The organism is Pseudomonas sp. NBRC 111127 (genome assembly GCF_001320345.1).
In the GTDB taxonomy this organism is placed as follows: domain Bacteria; phylum Pseudomonadota; class Gammaproteobacteria; order Pseudomonadales; family Pseudomonadaceae; genus Aquipseudomonas; species Aquipseudomonas juntendi.
The window spans coordinates 12,813-30,659 of sequence record NZ_BCBD01000056.1; the positions used below are offsets into that span (position 1 = coordinate 12,813).

Annotated in this window: 14 protein-coding genes; 9 read left to right on the forward strand and 5 right to left on the reverse strand. The window is 65.0% G+C overall.

What is annotated here, in order from left to right; translation table 11 throughout:
- The first annotated feature begins 204 nt into the window (after positions 1–204).
- The 4 genes from pgm to APH30_RS12690 all read left to right on the forward strand — a co-directional run bounded on the left by pgm (position 205) and on the right by APH30_RS12690 (position 5,845).
- Positions 205–1,842, forward strand: coding sequence for a phosphoglucomutase (alpha-D-glucose-1,6-bisphosphate-dependent) (gene pgm / locus APH30_RS12675; protein WP_054912736.1), 1,638 nt, complete (start codon positions 205–207; stop codon positions 1,840–1,842).
- A 77-nt stretch (positions 1,843–1,919) separates the two neighbouring features.
- Positions 1,920–2,432: a sigma-70 family RNA polymerase sigma factor gene (locus APH30_RS12680; protein ID WP_009686523.1), complete on the forward strand. Its 513-nt coding sequence runs from the start codon at positions 1,920–1,922 to the stop codon at positions 2,430–2,432.
- Positions 2,429–3,373: a FecR domain-containing protein gene (locus tag APH30_RS12685; RefSeq protein ID WP_054912737.1), complete on the forward strand. Its 945-nt coding sequence runs from the start codon at positions 2,429–2,431 to the stop codon at positions 3,371–3,373. The genes APH30_RS12680 and APH30_RS12685 overlap by 4 nt, the downstream gene beginning before the upstream one ends.
- Before the next feature lie 66 nt (positions 3,374–3,439).
- On the forward strand, positions 3,440–5,845 hold the full coding sequence (locus tag APH30_RS12690) for a TonB-dependent receptor (protein WP_054912738.1): 2,406 nt from the start codon (positions 3,440–3,442) through the stop codon (positions 5,843–5,845).
- Between the two features lie 172 nt (positions 5,846–6,017).
- Here APH30_RS12690 and APH30_RS12695 read toward each other — a convergent pair whose 3' ends face one another.
- Both APH30_RS12695 and APH30_RS12700 read right to left on the reverse strand, forming a co-directional pair.
- A complete protein-coding gene (locus APH30_RS12695) occupies positions 6,018–6,434 on the reverse strand; it encodes a RidA family protein (protein WP_029887064.1) in 417 nt (138 codons plus the stop codon).
- Positions 6,434–7,753, reverse strand: coding sequence for an NAD(P)/FAD-dependent oxidoreductase (locus APH30_RS12700; RefSeq protein ID WP_054912739.1), 1,320 nt, complete (start codon positions 7,751–7,753; stop codon positions 6,434–6,436). The genes APH30_RS12695 and APH30_RS12700 overlap by 1 nt, the downstream gene beginning before the upstream one ends.
- A gap of 385 nt (positions 7,754–8,138) precedes the next feature.
- Here APH30_RS12700 and APH30_RS12705 point away from each other — a divergent pair, with 385 nt between their 5' ends.
- The gene (locus tag APH30_RS12705; protein WP_029887066.1) at positions 8,139–8,816 is read left to right on the forward strand and encodes a DUF1028 domain-containing protein; all 678 of its coding nucleotides are present in this window, start codon (positions 8,139–8,141) and stop codon (positions 8,814–8,816) included.
- The gene (gene argE / locus APH30_RS12710) at positions 8,809–9,969 is read left to right on the forward strand and encodes an acetylornithine deacetylase (protein WP_054912740.1); all 1,161 of its coding nucleotides are present in this window, start codon (positions 8,809–8,811) and stop codon (positions 9,967–9,969) included. The genes APH30_RS12705 and argE overlap by 8 nt, the downstream gene beginning before the upstream one ends.
- A 70-nt stretch (positions 9,970–10,039) precedes the next feature.
- Here argE and APH30_RS12715 read toward each other — a convergent pair whose 3' ends face one another.
- Together APH30_RS12715 and APH30_RS12720 are read right to left on the reverse strand one after the other, a co-directional pair.
- Positions 10,040–11,308 (reverse strand): carbohydrate porin, encoded by a 1,269-nt coding sequence (locus APH30_RS12715; protein ID WP_054912741.1) that lies wholly within the window; start codon positions 11,306–11,308, stop codon positions 10,040–10,042.
- 128 nt (positions 11,309–11,436) lie between these two features.
- Complete coding sequence (locus APH30_RS12720; protein WP_054912742.1) at positions 11,437–13,854, reverse strand: glucose/quinate/shikimate family membrane-bound PQQ-dependent dehydrogenase; 2,418 nt, start codon at positions 13,852–13,854, stop codon at positions 11,437–11,439.
- 317 nt (positions 13,855–14,171) lie between these two features.
- Between APH30_RS12720 and APH30_RS12725 the strand changes: the two genes are divergently transcribed.
- Entirely contained in the window at positions 14,172–15,077 is a 906-nt protein-coding gene (locus APH30_RS12725; RefSeq protein ID WP_054912743.1) for a LysR family transcriptional regulator, read from the forward strand.
- A 104-nt stretch (positions 15,078–15,181) separates the two neighbouring features.
- Entirely contained in the window at positions 15,182–16,384 is a 1,203-nt protein-coding gene (locus APH30_RS12730; RefSeq protein WP_054912744.1) for an MFS transporter, read from the forward strand.
- Positions 16,385–16,425: 41 nt separating this feature from the next.
- Here the strand turns inward: APH30_RS12730 and APH30_RS12735 are convergent, their stop codons facing one another.
- On the reverse strand, positions 16,426–17,037 hold the full coding sequence (locus APH30_RS12735) for a LysE family translocator (protein WP_054912745.1): 612 nt from the start codon (positions 17,035–17,037) through the stop codon (positions 16,426–16,428).
- 105 nt (positions 17,038–17,142) lie between these two features.
- Here APH30_RS12735 and APH30_RS12740 point away from each other — a divergent pair.
- The coding region (locus APH30_RS12740; protein WP_054912746.1) for an AraC family transcriptional regulator at positions 17,143–17,847 on the forward strand (705 nt) is incomplete at its 3' end.

Below are 17,847 nucleotides of genomic sequence, written 5' to 3' on the forward strand. Positions count from 1 at the left end.
GGGGCCTCTTTCTCGGTCGATATGGCTATCACTCTAGCCTGTCGTGGCCAACCCGGTGGCAGGTCACCTGGCGCTTCAGGCCAGCAGTGGCAGGGTGGCCTGCGGCAACGCCGGTGTTGTTTGCTGGCGCCCATCGCACACCCTTGCAACTCTCAGTACACTGCACGTTCCAACACCAACATCTGTTGAACTCGAGGTTTTTGCATGAAGCTCAGTCCTTTGGCAGGCAAGCCGGCACCAGCCAGCGTGCTGGTCGATATTCCCCGGCTGCTCACCGCCTACTACACCGGCCGCCCAGACGCCGCCGTGGCGGCCCAGCGGGTGGCCTTCGGCACCTCGGGGCACCGTGGCACTTCGCTTGAATTGAGTTTCAACGAGTACCACGTCCTGGCCATCACCCAGGCGATCTGCCTGTACCGCCAGGAAAAAGGCATCGATGGCCCGCTGTTCATCGGCGCTGACACTCACGCCCTGTCGGCCCCTGCCGCCGCCAGCGCCCTGGAAGTGCTGGCCGCCAACGGCGTGCAGGTCATGCTGTCCAAGGATGACGAATACACGCCAACCCCGGCCGTGTCGCACGCCATCCTCTGCCATAACCGTGGCCGTACCCAGGGCCTGGCCGACGGCATCGTCATCACCCCGTCGCACAACCCGCCGCAAAGCGGTGGCTTCAAGTACAACCCGCCCAACGGCGGCCCGGCCGACAGCGACGTGACCAAGTGGATCGAAGCCAAGGCCAACGACTTGCTGGCGGCCAACCTGGCCGGCGTCAAGCGCATGGACCATGCCCAGGCCCTGCAGGCGGCCACCACCCAGCGCCATGACTACGTCAGCCACTATGTGGCCGACCTGGAAAACGTCATCGACTTTGACGTCATCCGTGCTGCCAAGCTGCGCTTGGGCGTAGACCCCCTGGGTGGGGCAGGGGTGCGTTACTGGTCGGCGATCGCCAAGCATTACCAACTCGACCTGGAAGTGGTGAATACCGAGGTCGACCCGACCTTCCGCTTCATGACCGTCGACTGGGATGGCCAGATCCGCATGGACCCATCCTCGCCGTATGCGATGCAGGGCCTGATCGGCCTGCGCGACCGCTTCGACGTGGCGTTCGCCTGCGACCCGGACCACGATCGCCATGGCATCGTCACGGCCGATGGCCTGCTGCAGCCGAACAACTACCTGGCCGTGGCCATCGATTACCTGTACCGCCATCGCCCGCAATGGCGCAGCGATGCCGCCGTGGGCAAGACCGTGGTGTCCAGCGGCCTGATCGATCGGGTTACCCAGCGCCTGGGCCGCGAGCTGTATGAAGTGCCGGTGGGCTTCAAGTTCTTTGCCCAAGGCCTGTTCGACGGCACACTCGGTTTTGGTGGCGAAGAAAGTGCAGGGGCATCGTTCCTGCGCCGCGATGGCTCGGTGTGGGCCACCGACAAGGACGGCCTGATCCCCGCGCTGCTGGCCGCCGAGATGACCGCCCGTACCGGGCGCAACCCGAGCCAGGCCTATGCCGACCTGACCGAGGCACTGGGCAAACCCTATGCCACCCGCGTCGAGGCCAAGGCCGATGCGCGGCAGAAGGCGCTGCTGAGCAAGCTGGCACCGGAGCAGGTGAAGTCCACCGAGCTGGCCGGTGAGCCGATCGTGCAGATCCTCAGCCACGCCCCGGGTAATGGCCAGGCGATTGGCGGGCTGAAGGTGATGACTGCCAACGGTTGGTTCGCCGCACGCCCGTCAGGCACTGAAGACATCTACAAGATCTACGCCGAAAGCTTCATCGACGAGGCCCACCTGCAGCGCCTGGTGCAGGAAGCGCAGGTGCTGGTGGACGCTGCCATCGCCTGACCGGCAACAAAGCACTTGGAACTGCGGCGCGATGTAAATTAGAATTAATCCTATTTACGCCGCCGCAGGGCCTTCCCATGATCGACGCCGCGCCGCCACAAGAGCCTAGCCTGCCTGCCCTGTACCGGGAGCATCGCAGCTGGCTGGAAAGCTGGCTGCGCCGGCGCATGGGCAATGCCTGGGATGCCGCCGACCTCAGCCAGGATACGTTCCTGCGGGTGCTGGCCAGTGCTCAGCCGCTGGCAGACATCCGCGAGCCACGCGCCTACCTGCTTACCGTGGGCAAGCGCCTGCTCAGCAACTTCCACCAGCGCCGCAGCCTGGAGCAGGCCTACATGGATGCCTTGGCGCAGTTGCCTGAACAGCATGTACCGTCGCCCGAGCAGCGCTGGATCGTGCTGGAAACCCTGCAAGCACTGGATGAACTGCTCGACGGCCTGAAGCCGCCGGTGCGCAGGGCGTTTCTCTGGAGCCAGCTGGAAGGTCTGGGCTATGCCGAAATCGGCAAGCGGCTGGGTGTGTGCGAGCGCTCGGTCAAACGTTACATGGCGCAGGCTTACGAGCATTGCCTGTTGGCCGATCTGCAATGACCCAACCTAGCGCCGAAACCCGCGAGGCCGTGCGTGCCGCTGCCCGTTGGCTGGCGCTGCTGGATTCCGGCGCCGCCAGCGACAAGGACCTGCAGCGGCTCGCGCAATGGCGCGCCAGCAGCAGCCTGCATGAGCAGGCGTGGCACAAGGCAGCCTTGTTGCGCGCGCGCTTCTCCGGGCTGCCAGGGGCGTTGGCAATGGCCACGCTGGACCGCCCGGATGCCGGCCGACGGGCGCTGCTCAAGCGCGCCCTGGGCGTGGCGGCGGTGCTGCCGGCGGCGTGGCTGGCAAGCCGTGAGCTGCCCCTGGAAGCCTGGGCGGCCGACCTGCGTACCGCGGTGGGCGAGCAGCGCCAGGTACTGTTGAGCGACGGGACGTTCCTGCAGTTGAATACCGACAGCGCGGTCGATCTCGACCTCGGTGCACGTCGCCTGACCTTGCTGCGCGGGGAGGTTGCCGTAAAGGTGCCTGCGCATCTGCAACTGGCCTTGCACGTGCCCGAGGGCCAGGTGCTGCTAGGCGATGCCGAGGTGTGCTTGCGCCTGTTGGGCGACGCCTGCCGGGTGTCGGTGCTCAACGGCAGGGCCCAGCTCCAGCCGGCCCATGGCCCGGCACGCACGCTGCTGGCAGGGCAGCAGGCCAGCTTGCAGGCAACTGGCGTCGGCGCGGTCAGCGGGCTGGACCCTTGGCGGCTGGGCTGGCGCGAAGGGGTGCTGCGGCTGGACGACCGGCCGCTGGGCGAACTGTTGCACGAGCTGCGTCGCTACCGCCCCGGGGTGCTGCGCTGGGCGCCTGCGCTGGAGCGGCTGCGCGTCACCGGCACCTTCCGCCTTGACGACACCGACCGGGTGCTGGCCTTGCTGGCTGCAAGCCTGCCGTTGCAGGTGCAGTCACGCACCCGTTACTGGGTCAGTTTGTCTGCGCGAGAAAATCGTGCTTGAGGCTGTCCCCTTTTTTTCACTCGCCGGTCATTACCGGTAGGAGAAAATAAAGGGGAGCCTTGTTCAATGCCAGCAGTAAAGTCTTGCCGCCTGCGCCCACTGGCGCGCGCCGCGCATCCGTTGTTCGCCATGAGCCTGTTGCTGTGTTCACCGGCCTGGGCCGATGAGCCCGTGCGCCGCACTTACCAGGTAGCGCCCGCCAGCCTGGGGGCCGCGTTGACCCGCTTCGCCGACCAGGCGGGCGTCAGCCTTTCGCTGGACCCGGCACTGGTGCAAGGTCGGCAGAGCGCTGGCCTGTCTGGCGCCTACAGTGTTGACGAAGGGTTTGCCCAATTGCTGCGTGGCAGCGGCCTGCAATGGCTCCCGGTGGGTGAAGGGGCCTTCACCCTGGTGCCGGCCCCCCAGGCCGGTAGCGCCCTGGAAATCGCCCCTACCAGTATCGTCGGCGGGCTGGTCGCCCCTGGCCAATCGCAACCCTACGCGGGCGGCCAGGTGGCACGCCAGGGCGCACAAGGCCTGCTCGGTTCGCGGGACTTCATGGAAACCCCCTTCAGCATCACCAGTTACACCAGCGAGGTGGTCAAGAACCAGCAGGCCCGCACCCTGGGCGAGCTGATTGCCAGCGACCCCTCGGTACGCGCCACCAACCCCGCCGGCGGGCGCTTCGAACAATTCACCATTCGCGGCTTCAGCCTATTCAACAGCGATGTCGCCTACAACGGCCTGTATGGGATCTTGCCGACCTATTCGATCGACATGGAAATGGCCGAGCGGGTCGACATCATCAAAGGCCCCAGCCAGTTGCTCAACGGCATATCGCCCCGGGGCAGCGTAGGCGGTGGCATCAACGTGCAACCCAAGCGCGCTGGCGACAAGCCGATTACCACGTTCACCGGCAGCTATGCCTCCGACAGCCAGGTGGGGGGTGCCGTGGATATCGGCCGGCGCTTCGGCGAAGGTGACCAGTTCGGTGTGCGCTTCAACGGCGTCAAGCAAGCCGGCGATACTGCATGGGACCACCAGTCTGTCGATCGCCAGATGGCGGTGCTGGGCCTGGATTTCCGCGGCGAGCGCCTGCGCCTGTCGGCCGACCTGGGTCACACCGAGCGCGATACCGATGCGCCGCAGGAGCGTGTGCTGATCGGCGCCAACGCCAAGGTGCCGGACGCCGATGACGTGCGCCACAACTATGCCCAGGCCTGGAGCAAGGCGCGCACCAATGACACCTTTGGCGCACTGAATGCCGAATACGATATCAGTGATTCGCTGCTGGCCTACGGTGCGGTCGGCGCACGCAAGAGCAACCATGACTTCCTGCGCCACAACGTGTCGATCATCAATGACGCCGGCGATTTCAGTGTGCAGCCCCGCGACTTTACCCGCGATGAATCTGTGCGTACCGCCATGGCTGGCCTGCGCAAGTGGTTGCAGACCGGGCCGGTCAGCCACGAACTGAACCTGGCCGCCAGCTCTTACTACATGGACTTCACCAACGGCGGCGCCCGTTATGCCGCCGCACCCAGCAACCTCTACCACCCGGTGGCCACACCCACGCCGGGCACACCCACCCGCTTCGATTCGAAGGTCTACACGGAAAACCGCTTCTCCGGCGTGGCCCTGGCCGACACCCTGGGCTTTTTCGACGACCGCCTTCTGCTGACCCTGGGCGCGCGCTGGCAGCGGGTGCAAGTGGATGACTGGAGTGATGGCGTCAAAGGCGACACCGCCTATGACGAAGAAAAGGTCTCGCCCTCTGGCGGGGTGCTGCTCAAGGTCACCGAGCAGTTGTCGCTGTACGCCAATTACATGGAAGGCCTGAGCCAAGGCAAGATCGCCCCGTCGACCTCGGTCAACGAAGACCAGATATTTCCGCCATTCACCAGCCGCCAGGTCGAGGTCGGGGCCAAGTATGACTTTGGCCAGGTGGCCTTCACCGCCAGCGCGTTCCGCATTCGCCAGCCGGCCTACGAAACCAACCCGGCTTCGCGGGTGTTCGGCCCCAATGGCAAGCGTGACAACCACGGCATCGAGCTGAGTGTGTTCGGTGAGCCTGTGCAGGGTGTGCGGGTACTGGGTGGGGTGATGTACATCGACAGCGAGCTGACCGACACGGTCGATGGCGCCTACGACGGCAACCGCGCCCCGGCCACGCCGGAGTACAACGTGAACCTGGGGGGCGAGTGGGACGTGCCGGGGGTCAAAGGCTTGACCCTGACAGCACGCGGTATTCACTCCAGGTCGCAATACCTGGACCAGAACAACAGCAAGAAGATCAATGGCTGGGAGCGCTATGACCTGGGGGCGCGCTACGCGTTCAAGGTGGATGAGACCGAGGTCACATTGCGAGCCAGTGTCGAGAACGTGCTGGATGACCGCTACTGGAGCTCGGCAGGGGCCTCGGATGACAGCGAGCCGGGCTTGACCCTGTCGACCCCACGCACCTATCTGCTGTCTGCCACGGTCGGCTTCTAAGCCTTGCACGGTCCCCTGTAGGAGCGGCCTTGTGTCGCGATGGGGCGCGAAGCGGCCCCAAATTTTCAGCTTCGCCGCAACTTCAGCTTCGCCGCAAAAAAACCGGGGCGCGCTTCGCGCCCCATCGCGACGCAAGGCCGCTCCTACAGGGCAAGCGCCTGGCAACTGCCGGTCATGCCTGGTCCGGCACCACGGCGATCACGTCGATCTCCATCAGCCATTCGGCCTGGGCCAGGCCGGCCACTACCAGGCCGGTGGAAATCGGGAACACGCCCTTGAGCCATTTGCCCACTTCCTTGTACACCGGCTCGCGGAAACGTGGGTCGGTGATGTAGGTGGTGGTCTTGACGATATGCGACAGGTCCGAGCCGGCTTCTTCGAGCAGTTGCTTGACGTTCTTCATCGCCTGTTCGGCCTGCGCCCGCGGGTCACCCAGGCCCACCAGCCTGCCTTCGAAATCGGTGCCGACCTGGCCACGCACATAGATGGTGTTACCGGCCCGCACCGCCTGGCACAGGTCGTTGTCCAGGGTCTGGTTGGGGTAGGTGGCCTTGGTGTTGAACATGCGGATGCGGGTATGGGTAGGCATCAGTGGGCTCCGAGGGTGCTGACGTTGCTGAATGTGGCGGGTTGCTGCCGGTCGGCCGCGCGCTGGTCGCGGTCGCGGTAGGCGCTGTAGGTGCGTTGCGTGGCGATGTGGCCGGCGACGTGTTTGGCGTCGTGCCATACGCCCCAGATGAACGACGAGCCACGGCGCGACAGCCACGGCAGACCAAGGAAATACACACCTGGTTCGCGAGCGACACCGCGCTGATGCTGGGGCTTGCCGTTGGCGTCGAAGGTGTCCACCTGCAGCCAACTGAAGTCCACGCCGTAGCCGGTGGCCCAGATGATGCTGCGGACACCGGCCTTGGCCAGGTCCAGCTGTTGCAGTGGGTCGAGCATGCAGGCCGGGTCGGCCAGGCGCCGGCGCGCTTCAGGCTCTTGCGGCAGGTCGAGGCCGTTGCGCTCCACATAGGCATCGGCGGCGTCCAGCAAGGCCAGGTAGTTCTCATCGCCCCGCGTGATGTTCTCGACCAGGTTGTCCTGGAAGTGCGCCACGCCGTTTTCGAACGACCGGGTCAGGCCAACCAGGGTCATGCCCTGGTGGGCGAGGGCACGGAAGTCGACCGTATGGCCCCCACGGGCGCCGCTCACGGCAATGGTCACATGCTCGCGGCCAGGCTTGGCAATTTCTGCGTCCCATTCACCCAATACGCCCAGCCACCAGCAGAAGTCGCGGTTGCGGTAAGCCCGTGGCGGGCGATCATGAGCGCCGACCGACAGGTACACCTGGCGGCCGGCACGCATCAGCTCTTCGGCGATCTGCACGCCGGACGAGCCTGCACCCACCACCAGCACTGCACCTTCGGGCAGTTGTTCGGGGTTGAAGTAGGCGGCCGAGTGGATCTGGTGCAGGTTGGCGTCTTTTGGCGCAATCGCCGGTATCACCGGCTTCTGGAACGGGCCGGTCGCCGCCACCACGCGGTTGGCGCGGATCACGCCTTCATTGGTTTCGATGGTGAAGCCAGGGCGGTCGCTGTTGCGCTGTACTTTCTTCACTTCGATGCCGGTGCGCACCGGCAGGTTGAACTTGCGTACGTACTGCTCGAAGTAGTCGGCCACCTGGTCCTTGCCGGCGAAAGCGTCGGCATCGAGGTTGAATTCCAGCCCCGGGAAGCGGTCGTGCCAGGCCGGCCCATTGGCCACCAGCGAATCCCAGCGGCCGCTGCGCCAGGCCTCGGCAATGCGGTTGCGCTCCAGCACCAGGTGCGGCACGCCCAGCTTGCTCAGGTGTTCGCTCATGGCCACGCCAGCCTGGCCGGCGCCGACCACGAGGGTGTCGATTTCGAAGTTGTTCAGTGTCATGTCCGAGCCCTTGTTCAGGCGGTTTTTGTCAGGTCGGTTTGGGGACCGCCGTTGCCTGGGGCCAGACTAGGGATGCTGCGCAAATGGCGAAAATAGTATTTAGTTGGGGCTTGCCGATAAAACGGCGAAGGCCCGGATCTTGTGAACGCAACTGTCTTGTTGAAACGTTGAAAGCTCGCGCACTCGCTGTGGGAGCGGGCATGCCCGCGAACACCGGCAAAGCCGGTGCCAGCCACTGCGTCGCCTGGTTCGCGGGCTCGCCCGCTCCCACAGGGCCTCAGACCCTAGTTTTTTCCTGCCTAGCCCCTCGGAAAAAGGTGGTTTCGCCTGCCCGAAGGTTCCACCCAGAATGGCCTGCATTGCACAGCACAACAGGAACCATGCCATGACCTTCTCCATCATTGGTCGCTGCCAGGAAACCGGCCAGGTCGGTATCGCCATCAGTTCGTCGAGCATCGCCGTAGGGGCCCGTTGCCCGTGGGTGCGTGCCGGCGTGGGCGCGGTCGCTACCCAGAACATCACCCTGCCGGCGCTGGGCCCGCAGATTCTCGACGCCATGGAGCAGGGCCAGTTGCCACCCGCCGCTGCGCTGGACCGGGTGTTGAGCGCCAATGGCTGGAGCGAGTACCGCCAGGTGACGGTCATCGACAGCACCGGCCAGGTGGCTTTGTTCACGGGGCGCGAGGCGCTTGGCACACACCATGCCGTGGCCGGCGAGCAATGCGCGGCGGCGGGCAATTTGCTGTCCTCCACCGTTGTGATCGAAGCGATGGTGCTGGCCTTCGAACAGGCCGGTGGGCACCTGGCCGACCGCCTGCTGGCGGCCATGCACGCGGCGATGGCTGCGGGCGGTGAGGCGGGGCCGGTGCACTCGGCGGCGCTGAAAATTGCGGGAGAGCTGACCTGGCCACTGGTGGACCTGCGCGTCGACTGGGCCGACAACGACCCCATCGGAGCGCTCGATGGCCTGTGGCAAGCCTACCGCCCACAAATGCAGGACTACGTCACCCGCGCCCTCAACCCGACCTCTGCGCCAAGCTACGGGGTGCCGGGCGATGAGTGAGTTTGCCAGCCGCATGCTGCTGGCCAGGCTGGTCGGCTTTGCCACGGTCAGCCGTGACTCCAACCTGGCGCTGATCGGCTTCATTCGCGATTACCTGGCCGGGTTGGGCGTGGAATGCGAGCTGTTCCACAACCCGGAGAGAACCAAGGCTAACCTGTTTGCCACCATCGGCCCCAAGGATGTTGGCGGCGTGGTGCTGTCCGGGCACACCGACGTGGTGCCGGTAGACGGCCAGGCCTGGACGGCCGAACCGTTCGCCCTCAGCGAACACGATGGCCGCTTGTATGGCCGTGGCACAGCCGACATGAAGGGCTTCATCGCGTCAGTGCTGGCAGCGGTACCCGCATTTCTCGCCCAGCCGCTGCGCATGCCGGTGCACCTGGCATTTTCATATGACGAAGAGGTCGGCTGCCTGGGTGTGCGCTCGATGCTCGCAGCGCTCGAACAGCGCCGGCACAAACCGCGGCTGTGCCTGATCGGTGAGCCCACTGAACTCAAACCCGTGTTGGGGCACAAGGGCAAACTGGCGATGCGCTGCCAGGTGCATGGCGCTGCTTGCCATTCAGCGTATGCACCGTATGGCGTGAATGCCATCGAGTATGCCGCCAGGCTTATCGGCAAGCTGGGTGATATCGGCGACGCGCTGGCCTTGCCGCAGCATCACGACGAGCGTTTCGACCCACCGTTCTCCACGGTGCAGACCGGGGTGATCAAAGGGGGCAGGGCGCTGAACATCGTGCCGGCCGAGTGCGAATTCGATTTCGAGGTGCGTGCCTTGCCGGGGTTCGAGGCACAGGCGGTGGCGGACCAACTGCAGGCGTATGCCGAGGCTGAGTTGCTGCCGCGCATGCGCAAGGTCCACGCCGACAGTGCCATTCGCCTGCAGCCGCTGAGTGCCTATCCGGGGTTGGCTACACCGCAGGACAGCGAAGCTGCGCAGCTGGTGGCGCTGCTCAGTGGTTCGGATAAGTTCGGCACCGTGGCGTTTGGTACTGAAGGCGGGCTGTTCGACCAGGCGGGCATCCCGACCGTGGTGTGCGGACCCGGGAGCATGGAGCAGGGGCACAAGCCGGATGAATTCGTCAGTGTCGAACAGTTGCAGGGCTGTGATGCCATGCTGCTCAGGCTGGTGGATCACCTCAGGCAGGCTTGACGGTTGAGCTGCCGGGGCTCTGTGGGCGCGGGTGCACCCGCGAATGGGCCGCAGTGCGGCCCCCGGCGACTCAGAAGGTTGCTTTTACCTGCAGGCCCAGCACCAGCGCGTTGTCGATGTCTTTGCCAGTGAACGCCCCTGGCTCGATGATGTACTGCACATCCGGGCGCAGGTTCAGCCATGGCGTTGCCTGGTAGCCGTAGCTCAGCTCGATCAACTGCTCGGCGCTGTCGATATCGGGGAACGGCTGGCCGGCGTTGAATGCAGCATCTTCCAGCACATCGCGGCTACGCGGGTTGGGTACGGCGCGGCCGTAACCCAGTGCCACGGTATCTCTCGGGCGGCCTTCGAACGGCTTGTACAGCACCACCCCGGCGCCATACCACTTGGTGAACGGCGAAGCGGCCTTGCTCGACGCCGAATACTGGCCGAAGGCGTGCAGGCTGCGGCCTGGCGAGGCCTGATCGTTCCACAGCGCCTGGTCGACCAGCAGGTAGTGCCCACCGCGCCCCGACACATCGTCGTCGCTGCCGATGCGCTTCACGTCGGAGCTGTCGTAGTAGTAGCCGAGCTTGTACTCGCCCGGCAGCTCGCCCTGCAGCTTGTACACCAGCTCCACCGGGACCACGGTGCCAGTGGTGTGCTTGGGCCCCAGGTGCCAGGCACGGCTGGAATTGCCGTTGCTCTCGGGGTCCACATTGAACGCTGCCACACGCAGTTGCCAGGCGGGCGACAGGTCGTACTTCACGCGCACGCCGAGGTGGGCGTTGGGGTAGTTGGTCCAGCCGCTGCCCCCCGACATGTTCAGCGGGTGGCCACAGAAGCCGGCGTTCATGAAATTGCACAGGATGCCGCTGTCCAGGCCGCCGACGTCGTTGCCCATGGCCATGTAGCCCAGCTTGACGTTGAGCGCAGGGGTGAACAGGGTGCGTTCGTAGCTCAGCTCGGTCAGGCGGGTGTACAGGCCGCCGTAGTTTTCCTGGATCGGCAGGCGGTTGCCGACCAGGTCGTCCGATGCGCTGTTGCCGCGACGGTCGTTGATGGTCAGCTGGACTTTGCCGCCGTTGTCCAGGCCGTACAGCTTCGACAGGTCGAACTGCACGCCCAGCTTGACGTTCTGCGAGTAACGCGCCGAGCGGTGCAGGCCGCCATGCGCGTTGTAGGCGGTTTCACCGCTGTAGTCGCCGGTGATTTTCACCCCGTCCTGTTCCAGCTGGTGGCGCAGGCCGCCCCAGTCACCGGTGAGGGTGCTGCGGGTGAGGAGGTCGTCGTTGGCAAGTGCGGTGCTGCTGGCCAGCGCCAGCAGCAGGGTGGGGGTGAAGCGAATTACGGATGGCATTGCTGTGTCTCGGGTTGTCTGTTCGGGCCTCTTCGCGGGCGAACCCGCTGCCACAGGGGCTGCACCATTTGCCGGGGCAGTGATCCTCCTGTGGCGGCGGGTTCACCCGCGAACGGGGCGACGCTGTGTTACGGCAAGGCGTAAGCGATCACGTAGTCGCCACGGTCGGTCGACTGGCGCGCACCGCCCGCTGTCACGACCACGTACTGCTTGCCGGTTTTCGGCGAAACGTAGGTCATAGGGCCGCCCTGGCTGCCCACTGGCAGGCGCGCCTTCCAGATTTCGTCACCGTTGCCGCTGTTGTAGGCGCGCAGGTAGAAGTCCTGGGTGCCGGCAATGAACACCAGGCCGCCTTGGGTCGACAGGGTGCCGCCCAGGGTGGGCAGGCCGATCTTGATCGGCAGGTGCATGCGGATACCCAGCGGGCCGGTGTCTTCAACGGTGCCCACCGGTACCTGCCAGGCCACCTGGCGGGTCTTCATGTCGATCGCGGTGAGGGTGCCGAACGGCGGCGCCTGGCATGGAATACCGGCTACCGACAGGAAGCGGTTCTTGTTCACCGCATACGGGGTGCCCTTGAGCGGTACTGCACCCATGCCGGTGTTCAGGGCTTCGCCGCCGGACGCTGCATTGCCTTTGTTCTGCGACGGAATCATCTGGATCCACAGGCCCAGGCGCATGTCGTTGACGAAGATGAAACCGTGTACCGGGTCGGTGGAAAGGCTGCCCCAGTTCATGCCGCCCAGCGAACCCGGGAAGCTCAGCGACAGGTCGGTGCCGGGCGCTGTGTACAAGCCGTCATAGCGCATCTTCTTGAAGTCGATGCGGCACAGCAACTGGTCATACGGGGTGGCACCCCACATGTCCGACTCGGTCAGGGTCTGCGCGCCGATCTGCGGCATGCCCACCGACTTGGGCTGGGTTGGCGAGTACGGCTCGTTTGGAATGTTGCCTGGCTTGACCGGAACTTCGTCGACCTGGGTCAGCGGTTTGCCGGTGGCGCGGTCGAGCACGTAGATCTGCCCGGCTTTGGTGCCGATCACTACCGCAGGTACGGTCTGGCCGTCGTCCTTGGTGAAGTCGATCAGGCTCGGCTGCATCGGCAGGTCGAAGTCCCAGAGGTCGTTGTGCACGGTCTGGTACACCCACTTCTGGTTGCCGGTGGTGGCGTCCAGGGCCAGCACCGAAGCGCCGTAGGTGTGGTCCAGCTTGCTGCGTTCAACACCGTAGATGTCGGTGGACGAGGAGCCCATCGGCAGGAACACGGTGTTCATCGCCGGGTCGTAGGACATCGGTGCCCAGCTGTTCGGGGTGCTGCGCACGTAGGTTTTGTCGCCCTGCGGGGCCTGGCGGTCTTCCGGGTTGCCCGGGTCGAAGGCCCAGCGCATTTCCCCGGTGATCACGTCGAAGCCACGGATCACGCCGCCTGGCATGTCAGCCTGGACGTTGTCGGCAACGCGGCCGCCGACCACCACAGTGGTGCCGGCCATCAGCGGTGCCGAGGACAGCTGGTAGTAAGAGTCTGGCACATCGCCCAGGCCGGCCATCAGGTTGACCTGGCCGTTGTTGCCGAAGCCCTGGCAGAACTCGCCGGTGTCGGCATCGACGGCAATCAGGCGGCCATCGATGGTGTTGGTCAGCAGGCGACGCTGGCAGTTGGCGCCGGCCGGCACGCTACCGCCGGTGACCGGCGAGCTGTTGGGCTGGGTCGGCTGGGCGATGGCCGCAGTGGCATCGAAATAGGCCAGGCCACGGCAACGCTGCCAGACCTTGGACTGGGCATTGATGGCGTTCTTCCACAGCTCTTTGCCGGTGTCGGCATCCAGCGCGATCAGGTTGTTGTGCGGGGTGCAGATGAACACCTTGTTGCCGATCTGCAGGGGTGTCAGCTGGTCTTCGGCACCGTTGCCGTCGCTGATGGCGACGTCGCCGGTGTGGTAGGTCCAGGCCACCTTCAGCTTGTTCACGTTGTCACGGTTGATCTGGTCCAGCGCGGCGAAGCGGCTGCCACCTTCGGTATTACCGTAGTGGGCCCAGTCCTTCTGTTCCTTGCCGGCCTCGACCGGGGTCATGCCCGGGCCTTTGCCAGTAGGGGCCACACTTGGGTGAGCGACGAACATGTTGCCGGCGGCAACCGCCAGCACCACGGCCATCACCGCGGCAACGCCGTAGGCACCGCGCCCGGCGCTGGCGCCATTGGCGCGGGCCAGCAGTGGGTACACCAGCGCTACCACCATACCGATGACACCGAACATGAACAGGCGCGAGAACAGCGGCCAGAACACCAGGCCGGCGTCGACCAGCGCCCAGAGGGCAGTGCCAACCAGGAACAGCGCGTACAGCCAGGCGCCCGCTTTTTTACGGCGGGCAATGAGCACACCGGCGATGGCCATGGCCAGGCCGCCGATCAGGAAGTACCAGGAACCGCCCAGGCCGGCGAGTTTGACGCCGCCGGCAGCCAGGAGCAGGCCAAGCAGGGCGATGATCACGCCCAGGCCAATCAGGATGATGTTTGAGGCGCCAGAGGCGCGCGGTGTTTCGTTCATGCCAGGGATCTCAGCAGGTGGAATGCGCGCAGTTTAAGCCCTTAGCTTGCTAATTAACAAGTTGGTACATAATTTTGTGAGGCTGATTGTCGCAGGGCTGAACTTAACGCGGTGTGTCTAAAATTCTAGATCGTGTCTGGAAAAATGCATGAAAACACCGGGTATGGCGGGCAAGGTTTTTTATCGCGGCTACGTTCATTTGTAGGCTTTACGCCGGTTGGGCGTGCGCCCGCCATGGCCCTGTTTGCTTGGCGCCATGCTTCTTGACCGGGCTGGCGGTTTGTAAGACCTTTGCGAGTTTTCGAGGACGGCCTGACATGGACAAACTTTTGGCGATGAAAATGTTCGTGGCCACCGTCGATGCCCAGGGTTTTTCAGCGGCTGCACGCCGGCTGGGGGTGGCGACCTCGTCGGTGACGCGCCTGGTCGATGCCCTTGAGTCGGCGCTGGGCGCCACCTTGCTCAATCGTTCGACGCGCCAGGTCAGTCTGACCGAGGCAGGCGCGCGCTACTACCAGCGCGCCCGGGGCATCTTCGAGGCGCTGGACGAGGCCGATGCCAGCATCTCGGACCGCGGTGAGGAACCGGTCGGTGTGCTGCGCCTGTGCTTGCCGGTGGAGTTCGGCAGGCGGGTCATCGCCCCGCACCTGGGGCCGTTTCTGGCCCGTCACCCGGCGCTGGAGCTGGACATCGACCTTAGCGACCGCATCGACGACCTGCTCGACGGGCGTTATGACCTGTCGATCCGCCTGGGTGACCCAGCGCCCAGCGATGAAATGGTTTGCCGCCCACTGGGCCGCTTCCAACGCTGGCTGGTCGCCAGCCCGGGCTACCTGGCCGAGCGCGGGCCGCTCCTGCATCCCCGGCAACTGCTTGAACACGCCTGCCTGCGTTTTCGCTATGGGCAAAAAGCACGGCCCTGGCGCCTGACCTGTGGCCAGGAAAGCCTGGAGCTGGACGTAAGCGGGCCGCTGCGCAGTGCCAACGCCGACATGTTGCGCGAAACGGCGCTGGCGGGCAGCGGTATTGCATTGCTGGCCGACTGGCTGGTACGCGAAGACGTCGAAGGCGGTCGGCTGCAGCGCCTGTTCCCTGAATGGCAAGCCAACCCTGGCACCGCCAACGACTGTATCAACGCCCTGTACCTGCCCAACCACCGGGGTTCGCGACGGGTCAGCGCTTTCATCGGTTTTTGCGAAAATGTGCTGAATACTGGCCGCTAGCGTTGCGCTATACGCAAAGGCGCGTTGCGTAGCTGCCCAATTCTCGGCGCCGCTGCCCGCAGGTAAGGTGGCCGTCATCCCCATACCTTGTCGAGGAACCTCGCATGAACCCTTCCGTCGCTTCAGCGCAACCGGCCACTGCCGGCTTGAGCCGGGCCCTGGTGGTACTCCTGGCGTTCTGCTGCGGCGCTATCGTCGCCAACATCTACTACGCCCAACCCATCGTCGGGCTGATCGCCCCGGACCTGGGGCTGTCTACCGAACATGCCAGCATGATCGTTTCCCTCACCCAGCTCGGCTATGCCTTGGGCCTGTTGTTGCTGGTACCGTTGGCCGACTTGCTGGAAAACCGTCGTCTGATGGTGGCCACCGCCGTTCTGGCCTGCATCAGCCTGCTGTTGGCAGGTACCAGTGGCAGTGGCCAGGGGCAGTTGTTCCTGGGTTACGCCCTGCTGATCGGCTTCAGTTCAGTGGCGGTGCAGATGCTGATTCCGCTGGCGGCGCACCTGGCGCCCGAGCACCAGCGCGGTCGGGTAGTGGGCAACATCATGGGTGGGTTGCTGCTGGGCATCCTGCTGGCCCGGCCGTTGTCCAGCCTGGTGGCCGACCACTTCGGCTGGCGTGCGGTATTCATCGGCGCTGCCGGGGTGATGTTGGCGATCATCCTGCTGCTGGCGTCGACCCTGCCGCAGCGTCGGCCCGAGCACAAGGCCAGTTACGCAGGGCTGATGCTGTCGCTGCTCACCTTGCTGCGCCGTTACCCGCTGCTGCGCCAGCGCTCGCTGTACCAGGCCTTGATGTTCGCCGCATTCAGCCTTTACTGGACGGCGGTGCCACTGGCCCTGGCTGCAGGGCATGGCCTGTCGCAAAGCCAGATTGCCTTGTTCGCGTTGGTCGGCGCAGTGGGTGCGGTTGCGGCACCCATTGCCGGCCGCCTGGCCGATGCCGGTCATGCCCGGGCGGGGTCGTTACTGGCGCTGTTACTGGCGCCGGCCGCCTTGCTGCTGGGTTTGACGGTGCCCGGCTACAGCGTGATCGGCCTGGGCCTGACGGGTGTGCTGCTGGATTTTGCGGTGCAGATGAACATGGTGATCGGCCAGCGTGAAGTGTATGCACTGGACCCGGCCAGCCGTGGGCGTTTGAATGCGGTGTACATGACCAGCATCTTCCTTGGCGGAGCGCTGGGTTCGGCAGTGGCCAGTGCGCTGTTCAGCCAGTTTGGTTGGGCAGGGGTGGCATTGGTGGGCGCCGCCTTGCCGGGGGTGGCGCTGCTGGTCTTCGTTTTCCAGGCACGCCAGGCTCGATAGGCGCTGCCACGCCAGTGGCAGTGGCCTGCCTGTGCCAGGGGCTAGCGGCTCAAGGGTAAGGCCACGCCAATCAGGGCGAACAAGCTCCCGCAGCAGCGATTGAAGCCTTTGCCTGCTTTGCTCAGCCAGGGCCGAACGCGGTACGCCAGCCGCGCCAGCAGGTATTCGACCAGAAATTCGACGCTGGCGAAGGTGGCCGCCATGACCACGAACTGCAACAGCAGCCCGCGCTGTGGGTCGATGAACTGTGGCAGGAACGCGCCGTAGAACAGCAGCACCTTGGGGTTGGCCATGGCCGACAGCAGCCCTTGGCGAAACAACCCTGCGTTGTTCAGCCCAGCGTTGCCCGCATTGAGTTCCAACTGCAGGCCTGGGCTGCGCCACAGCTGAACACCTAGCCAGACCAGGTAGGCACCCCCTAGCCATTTCAGTACGCCAAGCACCGACGCCGAGGCCTGCAGCAATGCACCAAGCCCGAACATCGCCAGGGCGATGAGCGCGCTGAAGCCGAACACGCCGCCGACAATGGTGAACAGGGTTCGCCGGGCCCCATACAGGGCGCCGTGGGTCAAGGCCAGCAGGCTGTTAGGGCCTGGGGTGAGCGACAAACCGATGCTCGCCAGCAGGTAGATGAGCCATGTGTCGAGGTTCATGCCGGGTAACGCCATGTGATGAACAGGGCGCCAGTCTAGGGCGCAATGGTGGCGCTGGCAGGGTAATATCCGGACATTCGATGGTACTTTCTGGACGTGAATACCGTGTATCCCGATATTCGCTTGCTGATCTTGCCGCTACCGGATTTTGCCTTGCTGCCGTTTGGCGCCTTCCTCGACAAGTTGCGCTTCAGCGCCGATGACGAGGACTACAGCCAGCAGCGTTATTGCAGCTGGACGGTGGCGGGGCTGGGTGGTGAACCGGTGCCTTCCAGCAGCGGTGCAGTGCTGCAGGTCGAGGCCGTGGCCGGCGACCTCGAGCTGGCCAGTTTCGACTACCTGGTGCTGTTCGGCGGGCGCAATGCCATGGCCACCGCCGCACTTGCACCGCGCTACCAGGCTTTGCTCAAGCGCGCCAGCAAGGCGGGCGTCAAATTGGTCGGGGTCGACAATGGTGTTTTCCTGCTGGCGGCGTGCGGCTTGTTGCGTGGGCACAAGGTGGTGGTGCACTGGCGCCACGAAGCCGAATTCCGGGCGGCGTTCCCGCATGTGCAGCTACTGCCTGAGCAACTGTACTGCATCGATGGCAACCGTATTACCTGCGCCGGTGGCACGGCGGCCATCGACCTGGCTGTCGCGCTGCTGTCACGTGCCTGCGGTCGCACGCGGGCACTCAAGGGCTTGGCCGACATGCTGGTGGATGAAACCCGCGACAGCCGCCATGCCTTGCGCTCGCTGGAGCCGGGCAGCGGGCCGGGGCGCCAGTTGCAGAAGGCGCAGGCACTGATGCGCCATCACCTGGGGGCGCCG

What these genes read in the sequence shown, in the direction of transcription:
- APH30_RS12715 (WP_054912741.1), bottom strand. Translation starts at nt 11,308, where the DNA reads ATGCCATCCGTAATTCGCTTCACCCCCACCCTGCTGCTGGCGCTGGCC.
- APH30_RS12695 (WP_029887064.1), bottom strand. Translation starts at nt 6,434, where the DNA reads ATGCCTACCCATACCCGCATCCGCATGTTCAACACCAAGGCCACCTAC.
- argE (WP_054912740.1), top strand. Translation starts at nt 8,809, where the DNA reads ATGAGTGAGTTTGCCAGCCGCATGCTGCTGGCCAGGCTGGTCGGCTTT.
- APH30_RS12720 (WP_054912742.1), bottom strand. Translation starts at nt 13,854, where the DNA reads ATGAACGAAACACCGCGCGCCTCTGGCGCCTCAAACATCATCCTGATT.
- APH30_RS12680 (WP_009686523.1), top strand. Translation starts at nt 1,920, where the DNA reads ATGATCGACGCCGCGCCGCCACAAGAGCCTAGCCTGCCTGCCCTGTAC.
- APH30_RS12690 (WP_054912738.1), top strand. Translation starts at nt 3,440, where the DNA reads ATGCCAGCAGTAAAGTCTTGCCGCCTGCGCCCACTGGCGCGCGCCGCG.
- APH30_RS12700 (WP_054912739.1), bottom strand. Translation starts at nt 7,753, where the DNA reads ATGACACTGAACAACTTCGAAATCGACACCCTCGTGGTCGGCGCCGGC.
- APH30_RS12725 (WP_054912743.1), top strand. Translation starts at nt 14,172, where the DNA reads ATGGACAAACTTTTGGCGATGAAAATGTTCGTGGCCACCGTCGATGCC.
- pgm (WP_054912736.1), top strand. Translation starts at nt 205, where the DNA reads ATGAAGCTCAGTCCTTTGGCAGGCAAGCCGGCACCAGCCAGCGTGCTG.
- APH30_RS12730 (WP_054912744.1), top strand. Translation starts at nt 15,182, where the DNA reads ATGAACCCTTCCGTCGCTTCAGCGCAACCGGCCACTGCCGGCTTGAGC.
- APH30_RS12685 (WP_054912737.1), top strand. Translation starts at nt 2,429, where the DNA reads ATGACCCAACCTAGCGCCGAAACCCGCGAGGCCGTGCGTGCCGCTGCC.
- APH30_RS12705 (WP_029887066.1), top strand. Translation starts at nt 8,139, where the DNA reads ATGACCTTCTCCATCATTGGTCGCTGCCAGGAAACCGGCCAGGTCGGT.
- APH30_RS12735 (WP_054912745.1), bottom strand. Translation starts at nt 17,037, where the DNA reads ATGAACCTCGACACATGGCTCATCTACCTGCTGGCGAGCATCGGTTTG.